Annotated in this window: 17 protein-coding genes; 9 read left to right on the top strand and 8 right to left on the bottom strand. The window is 61.6% G+C overall.

All coding sequences use genetic code 11. The annotated features are described in order from the left end of the window. Positions 1 to 45 precede the first annotated feature (45 nt). Positions 46 to 630: a DUF4167 domain-containing protein gene (locus ACR0J5_RS06910; protein WP_480651720.1), complete on the top strand. Its 585-nt coding sequence runs from the start codon at positions 46 to 48 to the stop codon at positions 628 to 630. Between the two features lie 54 nt (positions 631 to 684). Here the strand turns inward: ACR0J5_RS06910 and rsmA are convergent, their stop codons facing one another. The 5 genes from rsmA to lptG form a co-directional block, all read right to left on the bottom strand. Beyond that, positions 685 to 1,527 carry a 16S rRNA (adenine(1518)-N(6)/adenine(1519)-N(6))-dimethyltransferase RsmA gene (gene rsmA, locus ACR0J5_RS06905; protein ID WP_480651718.1) on the bottom strand — a complete coding sequence of 281 codons (843 nt, stop codon included), beginning with the start codon at positions 1,525 to 1,527 and terminating at the stop codon, positions 685 to 687. A gap of 79 nt (positions 1,528 to 1,606) precedes the next feature. Next, positions 1,607 to 2,572, bottom strand: a complete 966-nt coding sequence (gene pdxA / locus ACR0J5_RS06900) for a 4-hydroxythreonine-4-phosphate dehydrogenase PdxA (protein WP_480651716.1) — start codon at positions 2,570 to 2,572, stop codon at positions 1,607 to 1,609. Beyond that, on the bottom strand, positions 2,569 to 3,822 hold the full coding sequence (locus ACR0J5_RS06895) for a peptidylprolyl isomerase (protein WP_480651714.1): 1,254 nt from the start codon (positions 3,820 to 3,822) through the stop codon (positions 2,569 to 2,571). The genes pdxA and ACR0J5_RS06895 overlap by 4 nt, the downstream gene beginning before the upstream one ends. Next, positions 3,813 to 5,975, bottom strand: a complete 2,163-nt coding sequence (locus ACR0J5_RS06890; RefSeq protein WP_480651712.1) for an LPS-assembly protein LptD — start codon at positions 5,973 to 5,975, stop codon at positions 3,813 to 3,815. Before ACR0J5_RS06890 ends, ACR0J5_RS06895 begins: the two co-directional genes overlap by 10 nt. Next, complete coding sequence (gene lptG / locus ACR0J5_RS06885) at positions 5,975 to 7,075, bottom strand: LPS export ABC transporter permease LptG (protein ID WP_480651710.1); 1,101 nt, start codon at positions 7,073 to 7,075, stop codon at positions 5,975 to 5,977. The genes ACR0J5_RS06890 and lptG overlap by 1 nt, the downstream gene beginning before the upstream one ends. A gap of 240 nt (positions 7,076 to 7,315) precedes the next feature. Here lptG and ACR0J5_RS06880 point away from each other — a divergent pair, with 240 nt between their 5' ends. The 3 genes from ACR0J5_RS06880 to ACR0J5_RS06870 are packed head-to-tail and all read left to right on the top strand — an operon-like array spanning position 7,316 to position 10,323. Continuing rightward, on the top strand, positions 7,316 to 8,782 hold the full coding sequence (locus ACR0J5_RS06880; RefSeq protein ID WP_480651708.1) for a leucyl aminopeptidase: 1,467 nt from the start codon (positions 7,316 to 7,318) through the stop codon (positions 8,780 to 8,782). A gap of 4 nt (positions 8,783 to 8,786) precedes the next feature. Next, positions 8,787 to 9,245, top strand: a complete 459-nt coding sequence (locus tag ACR0J5_RS06875) for a DNA polymerase III subunit chi (protein ID WP_480651706.1) — start codon at positions 8,787 to 8,789, stop codon at positions 9,243 to 9,245. A 31-nt stretch (positions 9,246 to 9,276) separates the two neighbouring features. Then, positions 9,277 to 10,323 carry an aldo/keto reductase gene (locus tag ACR0J5_RS06870; RefSeq protein WP_480651704.1) on the top strand — a complete coding sequence of 349 codons (1,047 nt, stop codon included), beginning with the start codon at positions 9,277 to 9,279 and terminating at the stop codon, positions 10,321 to 10,323. 70 nt (positions 10,324 to 10,393) lie between these two features. On the opposite strand, the gene ACR0J5_RS06865 is transcribed toward ACR0J5_RS06870, so the two are convergent. Further along, positions 10,394 to 11,380 carry a GlxA family transcriptional regulator gene (locus ACR0J5_RS06865; RefSeq protein WP_480651702.1) on the bottom strand — a complete coding sequence of 329 codons (987 nt, stop codon included), beginning with the start codon at positions 11,378 to 11,380 and terminating at the stop codon, positions 10,394 to 10,396. A gap of 131 nt (positions 11,381 to 11,511) precedes the next feature. Between ACR0J5_RS06865 and bcoG the strand changes: the two genes are divergently transcribed. The 3 genes from bcoG to ACR0J5_RS06850 are packed head-to-tail and all read left to right on the top strand — an operon-like array spanning position 11,512 to position 14,717. After that, complete coding sequence (bcoG, locus tag ACR0J5_RS06860) at positions 11,512 to 12,429, top strand: 3-dehydrocarnitine:acetyl-CoA trimethylamine transferase BcoG (protein WP_480651700.1); 918 nt, start codon at positions 11,512 to 11,514, stop codon at positions 12,427 to 12,429. A 48-nt stretch (positions 12,430 to 12,477) separates the two neighbouring features. Further along, on the top strand, positions 12,478 to 13,959 hold the full coding sequence (locus ACR0J5_RS06855) for a carnitine 3-dehydrogenase (RefSeq protein WP_480651698.1): 1,482 nt from the start codon (positions 12,478 to 12,480) through the stop codon (positions 13,957 to 13,959). Further along, the gene (locus tag ACR0J5_RS06850) at positions 13,956 to 14,717 is read left to right on the top strand and encodes an SDR family oxidoreductase (RefSeq protein ID WP_480651697.1); all 762 of its coding nucleotides are present in this window, start codon (positions 13,956 to 13,958) and stop codon (positions 14,715 to 14,717) included. Before ACR0J5_RS06855 ends, ACR0J5_RS06850 begins: the two co-directional genes overlap by 4 nt. Positions 14,718 to 14,723: 6 nt before the next feature. Here the strand turns inward: ACR0J5_RS06850 and ACR0J5_RS06845 are convergent, their stop codons facing one another. Further along, positions 14,724 to 14,906 (bottom strand): hypothetical protein, encoded by a 183-nt coding sequence (locus tag ACR0J5_RS06845; RefSeq protein WP_480651695.1) that lies wholly within the window; start codon positions 14,904 to 14,906, stop codon positions 14,724 to 14,726. 82 nt (positions 14,907 to 14,988) lie between these two features. Continuing rightward, positions 14,989 to 15,855 (bottom strand): helix-turn-helix domain-containing protein, encoded by an 867-nt coding sequence (locus ACR0J5_RS06840; protein ID WP_480651693.1) that lies wholly within the window; start codon positions 15,853 to 15,855, stop codon positions 14,989 to 14,991. A 107-nt stretch (positions 15,856 to 15,962) separates the two neighbouring features. On the opposite strand from ACR0J5_RS06840, the gene ACR0J5_RS06835 reads away from it, so the two are divergent. Both ACR0J5_RS06835 and ACR0J5_RS06830 read left to right on the top strand, forming a co-directional pair. Next, on the top strand, positions 15,963 to 16,166 hold the full coding sequence (locus ACR0J5_RS06835; RefSeq protein ID WP_480651691.1) for a DUF2061 domain-containing protein: 204 nt from the start codon (positions 15,963 to 15,965) through the stop codon (positions 16,164 to 16,166). Next, on the top strand, positions 16,159 to 17,028 hold the full coding sequence (locus tag ACR0J5_RS06830; RefSeq protein WP_480651689.1) for a fatty acid desaturase: 870 nt from the start codon (positions 16,159 to 16,161) through the stop codon (positions 17,026 to 17,028). Before ACR0J5_RS06835 ends, ACR0J5_RS06830 begins: the two co-directional genes overlap by 8 nt. Positions 17,029 to 17,034: the final 6 nt, after the last annotated feature.

The raw sequence follows: 17,034 nt of genomic DNA, 5'->3' as shown, positions 1-17,034 counted from the left end.
ACGCGACGTGATCGACACCGTATGACAAGGCTGACGTAAAGTAAGATGAGATCTTCCAAATCCCGCTCACGGGCCAAGAATAACCGCAATCGTCCTTCTGGCGGCAATGTTGTTAACCGGGTTTTTGACAGCTCGGGTCCCGAAGGCAAGGTGCGTGGCACGCCCCAGCAGATCATTGACAAGTACAACCAGTTGGCGCGCGATGCCCAACTGTCGAATGACCGCGTGGCGGCTGAAAACTTTCAGCAACATGCTGAACACTACCTGCGCATGCTGAGCGAAGCGCAGCGCGAGATCGAAGCGCGCCGCGAAGAGCAGGAACGCCAAAACCGCGAACGTCAGGCCGAACGTGACCGCGAACGCGCCGAACGTCAGGAACGCGAAGCGGCCCGTCAGGCCGACCCGGCCGAGGCCCCGCAGCCCGACGTCATGGATTTCGGAACCGAGGCTGCTGCGCCAGAATCGGGTCTGGTTGAGACACCGGAAAGCAAAAGCAACGCGCCCGAATCCGATGCTGCGCCCGAGAAGAAAGAAAAGCCAGCCCGTCGCCCACGCGCGCGCAAGCCCAAGGCGGCACCTGCGGAAGAGGCCCCCAAAACCGATGGGGACGCGCCCGAAGCGGCCGAGTGAACGCTGCGCTATGAAATGCCAAAGCCCCGGAGTTTCCGGGGCTTTTTCTTTGGCTCAGGCTTTCTTCACCTCGCGGGCCAGCGCGCAGAACGCCTCAAGCGGGACCTGTTCCGCGCGTTCCGTCGGCTGGATACCGGCGGCCAAAAGGCGATCTTCGATATCTGGTGCGATCCCCTTTAACGAGGCGCGTAGCATCTTGCGGCGTTGGTTGAACGCGGCCGCCACAACGCGCGACAGGGTAGCGGCGTCAGCGGGATAGCGCGGTTCGGGCAGGGCGGTCAGGTGGACCACAGCGCTTGAGACTTTGGGCGGCGGTGTGAACGCGCCGGGCGGCAGGGACATGGCGATCCGGGCTTCGGCCCGCCATTGGGCCAGAATCGCCAGACGGCCATAGGCTTTGCTGCCGGGCTGGGCGACGATCCGCTCGGCCACCTCGCGCTGAAACATAAGCGTCAGGCTTTGCCAGAACGGGGGCCATTCCGGCGGTGTCAGCCAGCGCACCAAAAGTTCGGTGCCCACGTTATAGGGCAGGTTGGCCGCGACGCGGATCGGCGGGGTCAGATGCTCTAGTGGATTGATCTCAAGCGCATCGCCATTGATGACCTCAAGCTGACCGGGATAGGCGGCGGCGATGTCATTCAGGGCTGCGATGCACCGGGTGTCTTTTTCAACGGCGACAACTTTACGCGCGCCTTCGGACAGCAGCCCACGGGTCAGACCGCCCGGACCGGGGCCGATCTCCAGCACGTCGCATTCGGTCAGGTCCCCGGCCTGACGCGCGATCTTGGCGGTCAGGTTCAGATCCAGCAGAAAGTTCTGACCCAGCGATTTGCGGGCCGACAACTGGTGGGTCGCGATGACCTCACGCAGAGGAGGGAGGGTGTCTATGGCGCTCATGATGGTCTACCGTGGCGCGGTTTGAAGGGATGCGCCAGTTTTTTGCCTCCGGCGGGGATATTTTCAGACAGGTGAAGGGTCAAGCGCTTTGCGCCATGCGGTGGGCCAGTTTCAGCGCTTCGATCAGGCTGGTGGGCGTGGCGATGCCTTGTCCGGCGATGTCCAGCGCAGTGCCGTGATCGGGCGAGGTTCGGATGAAGGGCAAACCCAGCGTGACATTCACGCCCCGGTCGAAATCCAGCGTTTTGATGGGGATCAGCGCCTGATCGTGATACATCGCAATTGCCGCGTCATAGCGGGCGCGGGCGGCGGCGTGGAACATCGTGTCGGCAGGGTGAGGCCCGCTGACCGAGTAGTTGTCACCGGGCAAGTCCGCGATCAGCGGGGCGATCCAGTCAAGCTCCTCATGGCCCATCTTGCCGCCCTCTCCGGCATGGGGGTTCAGGCCTGCGATGGCGATGCGCGGATGGGCAATGCCGAACTGGTGGCGCAACCCCTTGGCGGTGATCGAGATCGTCTCGCGCAGCAGGTCCGGGGTCAGGGCCGAGGGGACCTCGGACAGGGCGATATGGATTGTTGCGGGAACGACGCGCAGCTGGTCGCTGGCCAGCATCATCACCACCCGGTTGCGGTTGGCCAGCGCGGCCAGAAACTCGGTATGGCCGGGATAGGCAAAGCCCGCGCCGTCAATCAGCGCCTTTTTGTGGATCGGCGCGGTGCACAGGGCCGAGGCCGCACCGGATCGCACCAGCGACACGCCTTGTTCGATGGCGTCGATGACGTAGGGCGCGTTCCCGGGGTTGGGGTGGCCGGGCACGTTTGGCGCCGGGAACTCCAGATGCAGAACAGGCAAGGCCGTGGCGCTGACCTTTGCCGCCTCGGACGGGTCGGAAATACGCGCCACAGGCGTCTCAGGCGGCAGATGTGTTGCGTCGCCGATGTAGAAGAACGGGCAACTGTCCCGCAGATCCGACCACGCTTTGGCTGCGATTTCCGGGCCGATACCGGCAGGCTCACCGCAGCTGAGCGCGATCGGTGGCATCATTGTTCCACGATATTCGCCTCAGCCCGCAGCTGGGCCAGCAGGCTGTCCGCGAAGGCTTCGAGGCGCTGTTGGGTCAATGCGTTCGCCACATCCGCGCGGCTGGTTTCCTCGCCCATGTCGCGGGTGCGGGTGCACAGCATCAGGAACATCAGCGTTTGCCCGTTGTTGCTGGTCAGCGCGGTGGACACTTCGTTCAGGTCCAGTTTGGCAAGCTCCAGCGCCACGTCGCGCGGGATCTCAGAAGGGCTGGCCTGAATGCGTTGCAGAACGTCCTCGGGCTGTCCTTTGGCCAGGCCGTAGAGATCGTCACAGGTGTCGATCTCTTCCCGCAGGCGGGTGGCCTCGGCAAGCGTATCCGCGCTGCGGCCGCCGGGCAGGTGGTAGATCGCGTAGTCAATCTCGGAGAAGGTGGTGTTGCTTGTTGCAACCTCGCGCAGGCCCCGCATCTGGAACAGGGCGATGGCGTTCGGCAGCGACAGGGGTTGGGTGATGTCGCCGTTCTTCAAGCCGATGATCACGGGTTGCAGAGCAGGTGGCAAGTTCGACAGATTCAGCCATTCCAGACGCCCGCCGTTTTCGCGGGTGGCGGCGGCGGAATACTGGATCGCCGCTGAGGCGAAGGCATCAAACCCTTCGAGTTGCGAGATTTCTTCGGCCAGCAGTTCCGCCTGCGCAACGGTTTGCTGGTTAACGGGAATGATGATTTCGGACAGCAAAACCTGAAGACCGCCGCCATCGGTCTGACCCAGGGCCCGGTTGATTTCGTCTTCTGTCGGACGTGCCTGCGACAGGAACCGCGCGCTGATATAATCGCGCCAGACCAATTGGTCGGCAACAAAGTCACGAACGGTTTCCTGATCGACGCCCTGATCGGCCAGCAGCTGCAGGAACTGGTCACTGGACAGCTGACCGCGGGCTGCAAATTCATCAATGCCCACCTGCACGTCTTCGGGTGCGACCTGAATGCCCGCTTCGCGCAGGACCTGACGACGTAACCTTTCGTCGATCAGCGCGTCGCGCACTTCTTCTTCGGATGATCCTGGCGCGCCCAGAGCCGTCAGGAACTGTTGGCGCTGGTTCAGCTCATACCATGTAATGCTTTCCTGATTGACCTTGATCGCCGGCGAAAACAGGCTTTGGGCCTGTGTCTGTGGTGCTGTCAACGCGATCACGACACCGACAAAGACCGGGGCGACCGGTTTAAGCCAACCGGAGCGAAGGAAACTGGAGAAACCTGTTGTCAACTGCATCTTCTCTTGAACTGTTGGCCGCCACCTTCGACGGAGTATCCCGTCAAGGCCACGGTAAAGCCGAATTCTGTCGAAGGCTCAATACTTGATGAGGAAGTAAATCGCCTGCTGACATTCATGTTAACCTGTACGCATTCATTGCGGTACGTGACACCCAACCCATAGCGGATGGGCTCAGATTCGCTCAGGTCATAGCGCGCCAGAGCGTTTGTGTTCCAGTTCTGATCCACTTGGTAGCGCCCGGTCAACCTGATTTCTGAAATCTCGTCATCAACATTTTCGTCCGGGTCCGGTTCCTGCCAGACATAGCTGCCTGCGACGGCGGCTGTCGGGCGGCGCCATGCGGCGCGCAGCTCGGCCTTGGCAAAGCTGAAATCGCCGTTCAACAGGCCGCGCCCCGCCAGTGACCAGCCATTGGCTGTTTCAATCTGGCCCGCCAGCAGCAGGTCGGAAGCGGTGCCTTGCAGCCCCGATGTCAGGTTGAAATCTGGATCGGCATCGGCGCGAAAGACCTGACCGATGGTGGCCAGTGCGCGCCAGTTATTGGCCGCGTATCGCGACCAGTTCACCCCGACGACCCCTGTCAGACCGTCTTCGCGCCGGTCAGGGGCGGGAAAGCGTGACAGGGACAGCAGGTTGCCCTGATCGAACTCCTGAAACGTGCTTTCATCATTGGGGACATTGTCATCGGTGACATGGGTCCAGCCAATCTGGGCGATCGGCTCCAGAATCTGGGTCGCGCCCGTCTGTTCGCGCCGCTGCATCGGATAGCGCAGCGTCAGCGCGGCCCTTGGGGTGGCGCGCGTCAGCTGGCTTGGGAATTCACTGTCATTGCGAATGTTGAACGTGTCGACCGAAGTGCCGATGCGCGCCTCGGCCCTCAGACCCGAGGCATAGGTCCAGTTGCGCAGCCATTCCGCGTCAAACGTAGCGCGGGCCACGTCACGGCCTATAATGTCTTCGTCGCTTGTACGCTCATGGGCGTGGGTGATGAAACCCAACCGGACCTCTCCACCTACAGCGGTCGGGAACAGGCGTTTCTGGTAATAGAGGTCAAACACACGCGACGGGATTTCATCCTGATCCTCACTGTCGCGCAGCGACTTGAAATGAATAAAGCTGGTGCGGAAAGCCGTGTCGCGTTTGAACCGTTCCAGCGCGACCTCACTGCGCAGCCGATCCACATCGGGCAGGCCGTAATCGGCCAGATAGGCATCATCCGATGTGGTTCGGATATTGAACGTGAACCGGTAACCGTCATTCAGGTTGTACCAGCCATTGGCAAACAGGAATCCGCGATCCTCGCCGGGTTGCAGGTCGTCGCGGGTATAAGCGCCGTTCAGCGTAATCCGGCCCCGTTTGAACGCCTGGCGATAGCGCAGCCCCAGCGTTTTGGTGCGGGATGACACGTAAGGGGTCACCGTCAGGTCTTTGTGATCGCCCAGCTTGATAAAATATGGAACCTGCAGGCCGGTGCCCAATTGCGACGTGGTGCGCAGCGAGGGCACAAGAAACCCGGTCGCGCGATCCAGCGTCGGGTCGGGAAGACGCAGATAGGGGAAATAGAAGACAGGCACATCCAGAACGCGCAGCTGTGCGCCTTCGAAATACAACTGCCGTTCCAGCTGATCATGCGTGACCTTGCGGGCGCGAATCTGCCAGATCGGCGGTTTGCCATTGGCGCAGACATGGCACGACGTGGCCGAGACTTTGCTGAGCTGAGTGTAACGCCCGCCCGCGCGCGTCGCCTGAACCGAGGCGATCTGCACCTGCTGATCAAACACCATACGGGCCCCGATCAAAAGCCCGTTCTGAATGCCATCATCCAGTTCCGCCGAATCTGCCAGAATGGTGGTGTTGCCTGCCTGATCGATCCGGATCGGACCTTCCAAAGACAACGCGCCCGACTCGCGATCAAAGGTGATGCGGTCGGCAGAGATTTTGACATCGCCCTGAAAGGCTTCGACATTGCCCTCGGCCACCAAAAGGCGTTCCGGTGTGATGAAAATCTGATCAGCGACCAGCAGGGCAGGCTGGTCCTGTTCCTGCGCGTTCTGAGCCGGTGTGGGTCCGGGCTGGGCCTGTGCAAGGGCCGCGGTCGGCAGAGCCAGCGCAACCGCGCCGGACAAAAGTAGCTGAGAGAGACGCCGCATCAGCCATCCTCCGCATGTAGCAAAAGCCCAAGGGACAGAAGAATGGCGGCAAAGGGCGGGGCCCAGGCTGCGACGAGTATTGGCAATTGACCGTTTTCCCCGAGTATTTGGGCAAAGTTCCGAACGAAGTAGATGGCAAAGCCCAGCAGAACCGCGGACAGAACCGCGATGCCTGTGCCGCCAAACCGCACATGGCGCATTGTAAACGCCGCCCCGATCATCACCATCGAGATCAGAAAGATGGGCCGGGCAAGTTCAACCTGCAGCCAGACTTCGTATTGTTTGGTGGTAAACCCGGCCTCTTTCAGATCGCGGATTAACTGCGGCAGGTCATAGACCGACACCAGCCCCTGTTGGGTCAGCGTGTCCAGAATGCGCTGCCGGGTCAATGTGGTCGGGATTTCGATTTGCTCATGGAACCGGGCGTCGCTTTCCGGGTTTGCATCATCGCGCAAAGACCAGATCTTGGCGTTGTTCAGCACCCAGACCCCATCCGACAGCCGCGCTTGGTCGGCCACGATCTGCTGGGTCGGTTTGCCGTCCGGTGAAAAGTCGATGATCGTAACCCCTGTGAGTTCCAGATCATCCGAATTCGTCGTGCCACGCGCATGGATCACAGACTGCCCGCTTGCCGACCCCTGCCGCAGCCAGACCCCTTCGCTGGTGATCGACAGGGCAGATTGTTCCTTGTTTTTGTACAGGCTGGACAGCCGCCAGTATTTCTCGGACGTGGCCGCCGCGATGGGGTTCAGCAGCGCAACCGCAAGGGCCCCGATGAGCAGCGCCAGCGTCACTGGTGCCAGCAAGGCGCGAATGCCCGACCGTCCGATGGCGCGCGTCACCACCAGTTCTGAACTGCGCGCCAGCCCGACAAACAGCGCAATGGTGGACAGGATCACCAACAGGGGCATCATTTCGCTGATCGCGGCAGGCGTATTCAGCAAGGTTAGATAAAGCAAAGTGCCAAAGGACAGGTTTTCACTGTCGAACCGGCGGGCCTGTTCCACCAGATCGATCAGAATCATCAGTGTCAGAAAGATGCCGCCGATGACCAGAAAGCTCTGAATGAACCGGCGGGCGAAATAGCGGTCGAGGATCACGAAAGCGCCTCCACCAGTTGGGCGTGACAGGCGGGCTCTGCGGTGGCGGGGGCAGAATCACAAATGCCCGCGCGGATGCGCAACGGCTTATGCCTGCCCTGTCTTGCCAACGTGCTCTCCCCCGATCTTGCCGGAATTTTTGGGGGACTGTACTGCAATTGAAGCGCGGGGAAAACTGCTATCTGGTCAAGTCGCGCAGCGCGGGCTAGGTCTTGGGGAGCAGATTTTCAGGAGTTCGCAATGAGCAGTTTAATCCCGATCCAGTTTCAGGCCTTTGATGTGGACATGATGGCGCAGGCCGAAGGGCGTGTTGTTGTCGTGCTGCCACCCGAGGCAAAGATGGGGCCTGCTGTGCGCCGGGCCAACCGCCTGACCCGCGGTGCGGTCGCTCGTCTGATCGAAAGCGACCGGTTCGAAAAGGTTAAGCCGGGCGATGTCGTGTCGCTGGCGTGGCCCAGCGGTATGGCGGCCGAGGCACTGGATATTCTGGTTCTGCCCAAACGCCCCGACGCGGCCGAGGCGCGCAAGGCCGGGGCCAAGCTGGCCAAGCTGGCGGACAATCAGCCCCTGCTGGTCATGGCCGGAAATCAGGTCCGGGTCGAGGAACTGGCGCTGGGGATCGCCCTGCGCAGCTATGATTTTGATGCTCACAAGTCCAAGGATGCGGCTGAGGTTGGCGCGGTCACCATCGCCCACCAAAAAGCCGATGAGGCACAGGCCGCCTTTGCGCCGCTTTATGCCATCGCGGACGGTGTGCGTATGACGCGTGACCTGACCAATGAACCGGCCAATGTTCTGACAACCACCGAATTCGCCGATCGTCTGGATGAGATGAAAGAGCTGGGCCTTGAGGTCGAAGTGCTGGAAGAGGACAAGCTGGAAGAGCTGGGCATGCGCACGCTGCTGAGCGTCGGGCAGGGCTCGGCAAGCCCCTCGAAGGTTGTGGTGATGCAGTGGAAGGGCGGCGACAAGGACGACGCGCCGCTGGCCTTGGTCGGGAAGGGTGTTGTGTTCGACACCGGGGGGATTTCGCTGAAACCTGCGGGCGGCATGGAAGACATGACAATGGATATGGGCGGCGCGGGCGTGGTCGCGGGCACCATGCGGGCGCTGGCCAAGCGCAAGGCCAAGGCCAATGTGGTCGGGCTGGTCGGACTGGTGGAAAACATGCCCTCGGGCAATGCCACGCGTCCCGGCGATGTGGTCAAGTCGATGAAGGGCGACACGGTCGAGATCATCAACACCGATGCCGAGGGCCGCTTGGTTCTGTGTGATGTGATGTGGTACGCGCAGGAACGCTTCAGCCCCGTTGGCATGATCGATCTGGCCACCCTGACCGGTGCGATCATCATTGGTCTGGGGCATGAGAATGCGGGTGTCTTCTCGAACAACGACACGTTCTGCGACGCGTTCCTGAAATCGGCCAAGGCCGAGGATGAGGGCGCGTGGCGGATGCCGCTGGGCGATGCCTATGACAAGATGCTGAAATCGCGCATCGCGGATATGAAGAACGTGGGCGGGCGTCCGGCGGGCTCGATCACGGCGGCGCAGTTTCTGCAACGGTTCGTGAAAGAGGAAACCCCGTGGATTCATCTGGATATCGCGGGTGTCGCCTCGGTATCGTCGGAAACATCCTATGCGCCCAAAGGGGCGACCGGCTGGGGCGTGCGTGCGCTCAGCCGGTTTGTGCAGGACAATTTCGAGTAAGCAGATGGGCGCTGTCTATTTCTACCACCTGACCCGTCAGCCATTGGAGTACACCTTGCCGGTTCTGCTGGACAAGGCGCGGCAGGCCGGGTGGAAGATTGCCGTGCGGGGCACCGATCCCGCGCGGATGGACTGGCTGGACGAAAAACTGTGGCTGGGGCCTGATGAGGGGTTCCTGCCACATGGCCGCGCGGGTGGGCCACATGACGCAGCGCAGCCGATTTTGCTGACCACCGGGCCAGAGGCTGCCAACGCGCCCGCCTGTGTGATGGCGGTGGATGGCGCGCAGGTTGAACCGGATGAAGTCACCGCGATGGAGCGGGTGTGCATTCTGTTCGACGGCAATGACGAACAAGCGGTGCAGCACGCGCGGGGGCAGTGGAAGGCCCTGACCGGGGCGGGCTGTTCGGCGCAATACTGGTCCGAGGAATCGGGCCGGTGGGAGAAAAAGGCCGAGGCCTAGGCCCGCGCCGGGATTTTCAGGAGAGTAACAGATGGAAATGAAGCCCTTGGGCCGCACCGGCATCATGGTGACCGACCTGTGCCTTGGTACGATGACGTTTGGCACCCAGACATCCGAGGCTGACGCACATACCCAGATGGATATGGCGCTGGAGGCCGGGATCAATTTTGTCGATGCCGCCGAGATGTATCCGGTGAACCCGATCTCAAAGGAAACCGTGGGCCGGACCGAAGAGATTCTGGGCAATTGGAACGCCGCCAACCCGGCCCGTCGGGGGGATTATGTGCTGGCCACCAAGCATTCCGGTGCCGGTTTTGCCCATGCCCGCGATGGCGCGCCTATCACGGCGCAGACCATCCCGGTGGCCATCGAAGGCTCGCTGCGGCGGTTGCAGACGGACTGTATCGATCTTTATCAGTTTCACTGGCCGAACCGGGGCAGTTACATGTTCCGGCAGAACTGGAACTATGCCCCGTCCGGGCACAACACCAACGAGGTTCTGGACAATATGCAGGACTGCCTTGAGGCCCTGCAGGCGCAGGTCGACAAAGGCAACATCCGCGCCTTTGGCCTGTCGAATGAAAGCGCATGGGGTACGGCGCAGTGGGTGCGGATCGCCGAGCAGATGGGCGCGCCGCGGGTGGCCTCGGTTCAGAATGAATATTCGTTGCTGTGTCGCCATTTCGATACAGATATGGCGGAACTCAGCGTGCATGAAGACGTGGGGCTGATGGCGTTTTCACCGCTGGGGGCAGGGTATTTGACCGGCAAGTACCAGGGGGGCGCGGTGCCTGACGCGTCGCGCAAGTCGCTGAACCCGGAAATGGGCGGGCGTCAGACGGATCGGGTTCTGGAGGCCGTTGGGGCCTATCTGGAGATTGCCGAACGCCACGGGATCGATCCGATCCACATGGCGCTGGCCTGGTGCCGGACGCGGCCTTTCATGATGTCGGCGATCTTTGGGGCGACCTCGGTGGCGCAGTTGGCGCATATCCTGGACGGCAAGGACTTGCAGGTGTCGGATGAGGTTATAGCCGAGATAGTCCAGGCGCATCGCGCGCATCCGATGCCCTATTAGGGGGCTCTGCCCCCGCCGCGCTTTGCGCGCCTCCCCCGGGATATTTTTGGCCAGATGAAGTGGGATCCGGTCAGTGATGGGTGTGGGGCGCGCGCTCTTGCCTGAGGTCGCGGGCCGACAGGCCATGTGCGGTGCGAAAGGCACGGGCAAAGCTGGATTGTGAGGCAAAGCCGGTGGCCAGCGCCACGTCCAGCAGGGACATATCCGTGTCGGTGACCAGACGGCGGGCCTCGGCCAGGCGCAATTGCAGGTAGTGGTCCTGCGGCGTGGTGTTCAGGCGCAGGCGGAATTGCTGCTGCAGGGTGCGGGGGCTGGTGCCCAGCGTTTCGGCGATGTCCGCAAGTGGGAGCGGTTCGTCCAGAGACGATTCCATCAGCGTGTTGGCTTTGGCGGTCAGGGCGGTATGGCGGTGGGGGGCACCGGTGCGGCTTTGGGGTTTGGCCGGGTCTGGCGCGCCCTCGTAGAGGAAGAGGCCCGCGACCCGTGCGGCAAAGCCAGCGCCGTGGCGCGCGGCGATGATGTGCAACATCATCTCAACCGCCGGAATCGCGCCGCCTGACGTAAGGCGGTTTTCCGAGACGGTGAACCGGTCGGGGCGCACGTCGACCTCAGGGAAGCGGGTTGCGAAATTGTCCAGGTCTTCCCAGTGGGTTGTGGCAGAATGGCCGTCTAGCAGACCCGCTTCGGCTAGCAGCCAGGGGCCGCCGTCAATGCCAGCCATGGTGGCGCCTGTTCCTGCAATGCGGCGCAGACCGGCCAGCAGGCTGGGCGTGGCGTGGCGTGCCAGTTGGAACCCGGCGACGACGATCATCAGATCGCAGCTTTGCAGACGCGCCAGAGGGATACCCGGAACCGTCAGCGCACTGGTCAGCATCGCGGGCTCGGTCGTTGCGGTTACATAATCCCAATCGAAGGCCGGGCGGTCCGCCAGCCGGTTGGCGGCGCGCATCGGATCAACGGCCGAGGCAAAGCTGAGCGTGTTGCATTCATCCAGCACCAGCACCGCCGTTTTCAGGGCGCGATGTTCGGGTTGGAGTATGTTTTTTGCGGATTTCATCAAGTTCGATTCGCATTCTGGCAAGTGTTTCCACAAGGCTGCGTCAGACTTGCAGGCAACGCAAATCGATTGCCGGGGAGAAGTCTGGGGAAAACTCAGGGCAAAACCGGGTATAAGCTGGGGAGAACGCCATGCCTTTGGAAATGAACCGCGAGGTCTTTATCACCTGTGCCGTCACCGGCTCGGGCGGGACGCAGGATCGCAGCCCGCATGTGCCGCGTTCACCGCAGCAGATTGCCGACAGCGCGATTGCCGCGGCCAAGGCGGGGGCGGCGGTGGTGCATTGCCATGTGCGCGACCCTGAAACCGGCGCGCCCTCGCGCGATCTGGGTCTGTATCGCGAGGTGACAGAGCGGATTCGCGAGGCCGAGGTCGATGTGGTTCTGAATCTGACCGCCGGGATGGGCGGGGATATGGTCTTTGGTCCGACCGAGCATCCTCTGCCTTTGAAAGAGGATGGCACTGACATGATCGGCGCGGCCGAGCGGGTGCAGCATGTGGCGGAATGCCTGCCGGAAATCTGCACGCTGGATTGCGGCACCATGAACTTTGCCGAAGCCGATTATGTCATGACCAACACGCCGGGCATGTTGCAGGCGATGGGCCGGATGATGACGCATCTGGGCGTGAAACCCGAGATCGAAGCCTTTGACACCGGCCATCTGTGGTACGCCAAGCAGTTGGTGAAAGACGGAATTCTGGAGCCCAACGCGCTGGTGCAGCTGTGCATGGGCGTGCCGTGGGGCGCGCCGGACGATCTGAACACCTTTATGGCGATGGTGAATAACGTGCCCGACGATTGGACGTTCAGCGCCTTTGGTTTGGGGCGCAACCAGATGGCCTATGTTGCAGCCTCGGTGTTGGCGGGTGGCAATGTGCGCGTCGGGTTGGAGGACAATTTGTGGCTGGAAAAAGGTGTGCTGGCCGAGAACTGGCAACTGGTCGAACGGGCAGGGTCCATCATCGAGAACATGGGGGCCAAGGTCATTGGGCCCGCTGAGGTGCGCGAGAAGCTTGGTTTGACCAAGCGTGCGCCGGTGTCGAGGTAAGCGTGGATTGGGGGCCAGCCCCCAAACCCCCGGGATATTTTTAGCCAGATGAAGAGGCGGATCGACGTGAAAACAGCGGCAATCATTGGTGGCGGGGTCATTGGCGGCGGGTGGGCCGCGCGGTTCTTGCTGAACGGTTGGGACGTGCGGGTCTTTGACCCCGACCCCGAGGCCGAGCGCAAGATTGGTGAGGTTCTGGACAATGCGCGGCGTTCACTGCCGGGGCTGAGCGATGTTCCCTTGCCGGCTGAGGGCGCGTTGAGCTTTCATGATGACATGGCCGAGGCCGTGCAGGGTGCGGATTGGATTCAGGAAAGTGTGCCGGAACGGCTGGACCTGAAGCTAAAGGTTTACAAAGGTCTGCAAGAGGCGTGTGATCCGGGTGCGATCATTGGGTCCTCGACCAGCGGGTTCAAACCGTCGGAATTGCAAGAGGGCGCGTTGCGGCCCGAGCAGATCGTGGTGACGCATCCGTTCAACCCGGTGTACCTGCTGCCGCTGATTGAACTTGTTCCGACCGACAAGAACCCGCCCGAGATGGTGGCACGCGCGCAGGAACTGCTGAAATCTGTGGGCTTCTTCCCGCTGCATATTAAGAAAGAGATCGACGCCCATATCGCTGACCGCTTTCTTGAGGCCGTCTGGCGCGAAGCGCTTTGGCTGGTCAAGGACGGCATCGCCACCACCGAAGAGGTCGATGAGGCGATCCGAATGGGCTTTGGCATTCGCTGGGCGCAGATGGGCCTGTTCGAGACGTATCGCGTGGCCGGGGGTGAGGCCGGGATGCGGCATTTCATGGCGCAGTTCGGACCGGCGCTGAAATGGCCCTGGACCAAGTTGATGGATGTGCCAGACTTTACCGATGAACTGGTCGATATGATCGCAGATCAGTCGGATGCGCAATCGGGGATGCATACCATCCGTGAGTTGGAGCGTATCCGCGACAACAATCTTGTGGGGATGATGCGGGCGCTGAAGGCGCAGAATTATGGCGCGGGGGCGGTGCTGAACCAGCATGACGCGATGCTGAAGCCGGGGGCGTTGCCGACGATCGATCAGGCCGATTTGACCCAGCCGATCCTGACCTTGTCGCGCGCCGTGCCGCTGGATTGGACCGACTATAACGGTCACATGAACGAGGCCCGGTATCTGGAGGCTTTTGCCGCCGCCACCGACCGTTTCATGGAGGTCATAGGCTGTGACGCTGACTATATCGCCTCGGGCGGCAGCTATTTCACTGCTGAAAACCACATCCGCTATGTGGATGAGGTGCATGCAGGCGCAAAAATTCAGGTGCGCACGCAGATGCTGTTGGGGCAGGGCAAGAAGCTGCATGTCTTCCACAGCATGTTTGAGGGCGACAAGCTGTTGGCCACGGGTGAAAGCTTCCTGCTGCATGTCAGTCTGGACACCCGCCGCCCCAGCGCCCCCTCGGCCGAGATTGAGGCCGCGATGGCCCGGATAGCCGAGGCGCAGGCCGGTTTGCCCTATCCCGAAGGCGCGGGTGCCGCGATCCGTAAACCTGCATGAGCGGGCGGGTTCTGATCACGGCCGGTGCCTCGGGCATCGGCCGGGCCATGGCCGAGGCGTTCGATGCCGCAGGGGCGCAGGTCTGGGTCGCAGATCTGGACCGCGCGGCCCTGTCGGACTGTCCTGCGCATTGGAAGCAGTCGCAACTGAACGTGTCTGACGAAGCCGCTGTGGCCACGCTGTTTGCTGAGATTGACCAGGAATGGGGTGGCCTTGAAACGCTTTGTGCCAATGCGGGGGTCGCGGGTCCCACCGCTTTGGTCGAGGATATAGCGCTGGAGGATTGGCGCGCCTGTCTGGCAGTCAACCTTGAGGGCGCGTTTCTCTGTGCGAAATACGCGGCCCCGATCCTGAAACGGCAGGGCAGCGGGGCGGTGGTGATCACCTCTTCTACGGCGGGACAGTACGGCTATCCCAACCGCGCACCTTATGCAGCGGCGAAATGGGGGGTGATTGGGTTGGGCAAGACGCTGGCAATGGAGCTGGGGCCCTTTGGCGTTCGCTGCAACACCATCTGCCCCGGCGCGGTCGAAGGCCCCCGGATGGAGGGCGTTCTGGCCCGCGAAGCCGCCGCCAAAGGCATGAGCCGCGATCAGGTCTACGACGGCTACGCCTCGGGCACGTCGATGGGCCGGTTTGTCGAGGCGCAGGACATCGCCAATATGGCTGTTTTCCTCGCCTCGGATGCGGCGCGGCTGGTGTCGGGTCAGGTGATTGCCGTGGACGGCCATACGGTGAACCCCGACCCGAAAATTTAGGCCGTATCAGCCCTGATTTGGCCCCCGGATCTGGCGGATGGTCTGACGGACCGCCTGCCAGTCTTTGGCTTCCTGAACATTTCCCGCGGCTTCACATTCGCGCATGCGCTGCGCTGCTTCGGCCTCGGCCCGGTCACCATGAGCGGTATAGAGCGCCCGTGCGTATTGAGCGGTTTGTAATGCGTCCATTCCTGTCGTCCTCCGTCTGTTGTCGGAATACCCGAAGGTTCGCGCCAAAGCACGATACCACATCAGGGCGGATCGCGCAGTCCTAGTGTTCGGAGATCATAGCCCGCAGCTGTTTCAGGTGATCGGGAAAGTCGCGCGCGGTCAGATCGGCCTCGCGCACGAGGCGGTCGAAATGGCGGGTAAAGGCCTCAATCCGGTCGCGGTCGCGGAAGGCCATGTAATGGCTTCCGGCGTAGAACACACATAGAAGTGGGCCGAAAATAGTGACTGGAGCGGAGTAGAGCCGTTTCGCATCAAACAGATAGATGCGCAGGCGGGGATATAGCTGCTCACAAATTTCCAGCAGGTGATCGATCTGTTCCAGCCGTATTCTGGGGCAAAGTCCTTCATAATAACTGGTGGCCCGCGCGAAACTGTCGATTTCAAACAGCGGCATGGCGATTTCATAGTCAGATTGCGCTCGGCGCATCCAGGTCAGGCGGTCCTCTGAGGCGCCGATGGCCTGATCCGCCGTGCGGCCCAGATGCGGGGCATATTCCCATTCCAACACCGCGCGGGTTTTCAGCATGTCCGGCAAAGTCGCTGGAACATAACGGATTTTATAGCCCGCGGCCTCTTGGTGCCATTCGAAAATCCGTTCATCCACCAGCGCGCGGGGGGCCTCGGTCACGGTCAGAGAGCCGGCCAGCAATTCCGCCGCGCTTTCGGGCCGGTCCGACAGGCTCAGCAGCCAGTCCGCCGACACGCCAAGGGCCGAGGCACAGCTGCCCACCACATGCGCATTGGGCAGACGCGCGCCCGCATCGGTCAAAAGTTGCGATACTGTTGATCGATCCACGCCGATATGTCGGGCCAGCGCGCTTTGGCTGACGTGGCGCTCCTCCATCGCGCGGGCAAGGCGCAGGCGGAACTGGGCGGCGCGGTCTCTTTTGTCTATTTTATCCTGCATATGTTTGAAAATATCACATTTGATGAATTTTGTTAATCATATTCAGAATTTTCAACGACCTCGATCAGTCGTAATTTTGAAGACATAACAACAAATTGGGTGACGGAATGGAAACACGACGCAGATCGGTCGTGAAGGCGGTGCTGTGGAATGCGATGGGGCTGGCCGTAATGACTCTGGTTGGTCTTGTCGCAACCGGATCGGCGGCCATCGGGGGAACGCTGGCGATTGTGAACACGGCCATCGGCCTGACGATGTATGTGATTTACGAGCGTATCTGGGCAGGGATCACGTGGGGCCGCAATGTCTAGGGCGACGCCGGAATGGGGCACCTTGGCCCTGATCGGGTTCTGCTATGGGACGTGGCTGGCCGTGATGTTCCTGTTGCCGCTGTGGCTAGCGATTCCGGCCATGGGGCTGGTCGCGGCCTTGCATTCGTCACTGACCCATGAGGCGCTGCACGGCCACCCGTTCCGCACGCGTTGGCTGAATGAGGCGTTGATGGCGTTGCCCTTGACGCTGTTCATCCCGTATCAGCGCTTTCGCGACCTGCACCTGGCGCATCACCGGGATGAGACGCTGACCGATCCCTATGATGACCCCGAGACGAACTATCTGGACCCGCAGGTCTGGGCGGCGCTGTCGGGCTGGCAGAAACGCTTGCTGAGGGCGAATAATACGCTGCTGGGCCGCATGGTTATGGGGCCGGCGATCGGGCAGGTCACGTTCCTGCGCGCTGAGCTACGTGCCGGGCGTGCTGTTCTAAGGGCCTGGGCGTTACATCTGGTCGGAGTCGCTGTGGTCGTAGGGGTTGTGGCACAGTCCCCGATGCCTGTCTGGGCCTATCTGGTTTCCGCCTATGCCGGGCTGGGGTTGATCAAGATCCGCACCTTTCTGGAACATCGTGCCCACGATTGCTCCGGCGCCCGCACGGTGATCATCGAAGATCAGGGGCCGCTGGCATTCTTGTTTCTGAACAATAACCTGCACGTGGTTCATCACATGAATCCTTCGGCCCCATGGTATCGGCTGCCGCGCCTCTACCGTGCCGAAAAGGCGCGGTATCAGGAGCGGAACAAGGCATATGTCTATCGATCATACACGCAGATTTTCCGGTCGTATTTCCTGCGGGCCAAAGACCCGGTGGCGCATCCGCTCTGGCCAAAGGGTTGATTTGAC

The organism is Ruegeria sp. BE1, assembly GCF_056538885.1.
Note: the sequence above shows the minus strand (reverse complement) of the source record. Positions and strands in the feature narration are given on the sequence as shown.

Excerpts from the sequence above, each read along its gene's own strand:
- ACR0J5_RS06910 (WP_480651720.1), top strand. The coding sequence starts at position 46 with ATGAGATCTTCCAAATCCCGCTCACGGGCCAAGAATAACCGCAATCGT.
- rsmA (WP_480651718.1), bottom strand. The coding sequence starts at position 1,527 with ATGAGCGCCATAGACACCCTCCCTCCTCTGCGTGAGGTCATCGCGACC.
- pdxA (WP_480651716.1), bottom strand. The coding sequence starts at position 2,572 with ATGATGCCACCGATCGCGCTCAGCTGCGGTGAGCCTGCCGGTATCGGC.
- ACR0J5_RS06895 (WP_480651714.1), bottom strand. The coding sequence starts at position 3,822 with ATGCAGTTGACAACAGGTTTCTCCAGTTTCCTTCGCTCCGGTTGGCTT.
- ACR0J5_RS06890 (WP_480651712.1), bottom strand. The coding sequence starts at position 5,975 with ATGCGGCGTCTCTCTCAGCTACTTTTGTCCGGCGCGGTTGCGCTGGCT.
- ACR0J5_RS06880 (WP_480651708.1), top strand. The coding sequence starts at position 7,316 with ATGAGCAGTTTAATCCCGATCCAGTTTCAGGCCTTTGATGTGGACATG.
- ACR0J5_RS06875 (WP_480651706.1), top strand. The coding sequence starts at position 8,787 with ATGGGCGCTGTCTATTTCTACCACCTGACCCGTCAGCCATTGGAGTAC.
- ACR0J5_RS06870 (WP_480651704.1), top strand. The coding sequence starts at position 9,277 with ATGGAAATGAAGCCCTTGGGCCGCACCGGCATCATGGTGACCGACCTG.
- ACR0J5_RS06865 (WP_480651702.1), bottom strand. The coding sequence starts at position 11,380 with ATGAAATCCGCAAAAAACATACTCCAACCCGAACATCGCGCCCTGAAA.
- bcoG (WP_480651700.1), top strand. The coding sequence starts at position 11,512 with ATGCCTTTGGAAATGAACCGCGAGGTCTTTATCACCTGTGCCGTCACC.
- ACR0J5_RS06855 (WP_480651698.1), top strand. The coding sequence starts at position 12,478 with ATGAAGAGGCGGATCGACGTGAAAACAGCGGCAATCATTGGTGGCGGG.
- ACR0J5_RS06850 (WP_480651697.1), top strand. The coding sequence starts at position 13,956 with ATGAGCGGGCGGGTTCTGATCACGGCCGGTGCCTCGGGCATCGGCCGG.
- ACR0J5_RS06845 (WP_480651695.1), bottom strand. The coding sequence starts at position 14,906 with ATGGACGCATTACAAACCGCTCAATACGCACGGGCGCTCTATACCGCT.
- ACR0J5_RS06840 (WP_480651693.1), bottom strand. The coding sequence starts at position 15,855 with ATGCAGGATAAAATAGACAAAAGAGACCGCGCCGCCCAGTTCCGCCTG.
- ACR0J5_RS06835 (WP_480651691.1), top strand. The coding sequence starts at position 15,963 with ATGGAAACACGACGCAGATCGGTCGTGAAGGCGGTGCTGTGGAATGCG.
- ACR0J5_RS06830 (WP_480651689.1), top strand. The coding sequence starts at position 16,159 with ATGTCTAGGGCGACGCCGGAATGGGGCACCTTGGCCCTGATCGGGTTC.